This is a genomic window from uncultured Phenylobacterium sp. (assembly GCF_902826855.1).
Lineage (GTDB): Bacteria > Pseudomonadota > Alphaproteobacteria > Caulobacterales > Caulobacteraceae > Phenylobacterium.
Genome location: NZ_CADEGK010000008.1, coordinates 48,198 through 51,228 on the forward strand (window position 1 = coordinate 48,198; position 3,031 = coordinate 51,228).

Sequence of the window (3,031 nt, forward strand, 5' to 3'; positions counted from 1 at the left end):
GCTGGCGGACCTGCTGGTTCCCGAGTGGGCCGGGGCGCAAGGCGAGTTTCTGGCCGTGAGACGAACCGGCAACCCAGACCTCATCCAGGCGGCGCGCCAGCGGCTTGGACTGCTGGGCATGCCGGAGACGCTGATCGCGTCCGTCGAGCGCAGCGGGCGCGTGCGCAACGTGGCGACCGTCTCCACCCCCTCGGGCGGGGTCATCAAGACCTTGAGCGTGCGGTCCGGCATGGCGGTTACCGCCGGCCAGACGCTGGCGGAGGTCAACGGCCTCGCCCGCGTCTGGCTGAACGCCGCCGTACCCGAAGCGATGGCGGGCGAGGTCCGCGTCGGACAGACCGCCGACGCGACCCTGGCCGCCTATCCGGGTGAGGTGTTCACCGGCCACGTGACGGCTGTGCTGCCGCAGGCCCAGGCGGAGAGCCGGACCCTTACCGTCCGCATCGAACTGCCGAACCCGGGTGGGCGCCTGCGGCCGGGGCTGTTCGCCACGGTGCGGCTGGGCGGCGCGGATCGTCCGGCCTTACTGGTCCCGTCCGAGGCGGTGATCCGCACCGGGCGGCGCACCCTTGTCATGGTCGCCGGGCCAGGTGGTCGCTACCTGCCGGCCGAGGTCAAGACTGGCCGTGAAGGCGGCGGCAGGACTGAGGTGCTTGCGGGGCTGTCCGTAGGCGAGAAGGTGGTGGCTTCCGGCCAGTTCCTGCTCGACAGCGAGGCCAGCCTCTCCGGTGTCCAGGCTAGGCCGGCCGCGACCGAGACGCAGAAGCCCCCTGCGGCGGCAGTCCACGAGAGCGTCGGCAAGGTCGAGCAGATCACGCCGACGGGGATCACCCTTAGCCACGAACCGGTGCCCGCCATCGGCTGGCCCGCGATGACCATGCAGTTCCGGCTCGCCGATCCGGCGCTGGGCCGCGGCGTGAAGGTGGGCGACCGGGTTGCCTTCGCCTTCGAGCAGGCGGCGGCCGGTCCTACGGTCCGACGCCTGGGCAAGGTGCCCGCGCGATGATCGCCTGGATCATTCGCGCCTCGGTGCGCGCCCGTTTCCTGGTTCTGCTGGCGGCGGCCGCCCTCCTGGTCGTCGGCGTCATGGCGGTTCGGTCCACCCCTGTGGACGCGTTGCCGGACCTCTCCGACACCCAGGTGATCATCCGCACCAGCTACCCCGGCCAGGCCCCGCAGATCGTCGAGAACCAGGTCACCTATCCGCTGACCACCACCATGCTCTCGGTCCCGGGGGCCAAGACCGTTCGCGGCTACTCGTTCTTCGGCGACAGCTACGTCTACGTCCTGTTCGACGACCGGACCGACCTCTACTGGGCCCGCTCGCGGGTGCTGGAGTACCTCAGCCAGGTGCAGAGCCGGCTGCCCGCCCAGGCCAGGCCGGCGCTCGGCCCGGACGCCACCGGGGTCGGCTGGATCTACGAATATGCCCTGGTCGACAAAACCGGGCGTCACGACCTCTCCCAGCTCCGCGGAATCCAGGACTGGTTCCTGCGCTACGAGCTGAAGACTTTGCCGGGCGTTGCCGAGGTCGCCGCCATCGGCGGCATGGTGCGCCAGTACCAGGTGGTGCTCGATCCCGCGAAGCTGGCCGGCTACGGCGTCACGCACCAGCAGGTGGTGCAGGCCATCCAAAGGGCCAACCAGGAGGCCGGCGGCTCGGTGCTGGAGATGGCCGAGGCCGAATACATCGTCCGCGCCAGCGGCTACCTGAAGACCCTGGACGACTTCCGCGCGATCCCACTGCGCACCGCCGCAGGGGGCGTGCCGGTGACGCTGGGCGAAGTGGCGACCATTCAGATTGGCCCTGAGACCCGCCGCGCCGTGGCGGAGCTGAACGGCGAGGGCGAGGTGGCCGGCGGCGTGGTGATCCTGCGCTCCGGCAAGAACCCGCGCGAAACGCTCAAGGCCGTGCAAGCCAAGGTCGAGGAGCTGAAGCGGAGCCTGCCGGCCGGGGTGGAGATCGTCACCACCTATGATCGGTCTCAGCTGATCGACCGGGCGATCGCCAACCTCACCCAGAAGCTGCTCGAGGAGTTTGTGGTCGTGGCCCTGATCTGCGGCCTCTTCCTCTGGCACGCGCGCTCGGCCCTGGTGGCGATCCTCACCCTGCCGCTCGGCGTGCTGTTCGCCTTCATCGTGATGCGGGTCCAGGGCGTCAACGCCAACATCATGTCGCTGGGCGGCATCGCCATCGCCGTGGGGGCGATGGTGGACGCCGCCGTGGTGATGATCGAGAACGCCCACAAGCACATCGAGCGCTGGGAGCACGAGCACCCGCGCGCCGCGATGTCGAGCGAAACCCGGTGGAAGGTCGTCACCGCAGCGGCGGCCGAGGTCGGGCCGGCGCTGTTCCTCAGCCTGGTGATCATCACCCTGTCGTTCGTGCCCGTGTTCGCCTTGCAGGCCCAGGAAGGCCGCCTGTTCTCGCCTCTGGCCTTCACCAAGAGCTACGCCATGGCCGGCGCGGCGATCCTGTCGGTGACCCTGGTCCCGGTGCTGATGGGCTACCTGATCCGCGGCCGCATTCCGCCCGAGAACGCCAACCTGCTGAACCGCTGGCTCACCCAGGCCTATCGCCCGGCCATCGACTGGGTGCTGCGCAGGCCCAAGACGGTGCTGCTGGTCGCCCTCGCCGTCTTCGCCACCACCGCCTGGCCGCTCAGCCGCTTGGGCGGCGAGTTCATCCCGCAGATGGACGAGGGCGACCTGCTCTACATGCCCTCGGCCCTGCCCGGCATCTCGACCGCCAAAGCCTCGGAGCTGCTGCAGCAGACCGACCGGCTGATCAAGACCGTGCCGGAGGTGAAGACCGTATTCGGCAAGGCCGGCCGCGCGGAGACCGCCACCGATCCCGCGCCGCTGGAGATGTTCGAGACCACCATCCAGTTCAAGCCTCGCGCCGAGTGGCGGCAGGGCATGACGCCTGAGAAACTCGTCGAGGAGCTGGACCGGACGGTGCAGGTCCCCGGCCTCGCCAACATCTGGGTGCCGCCGATCCGCAACCGCATCGACATGCTGGCCACCGGCA

1 protein-coding gene and 1 pseudogene (1 of these 2 running past the window's edge) are annotated in these 3,031 nt (G+C 69.8%); both read left to right on the top strand.

The window, feature by feature from the left end:
* Nucleotides 1-1,006, top strand: a pseudogene (locus QZV94_RS02550) (efflux RND transporter periplasmic adaptor subunit) (it extends 471 nt beyond the left edge of the window).
* Nucleotides 1,003-3,031: CusA/CzcA family heavy metal efflux RND transporter (locus QZV94_RS02555; RefSeq protein WP_293676229.1), on the top strand; the 2,029-nt coding region annotated here is incomplete at its 3' end. The pseudogene QZV94_RS02550 and the gene QZV94_RS02555, both read left to right, overlap by 4 nt.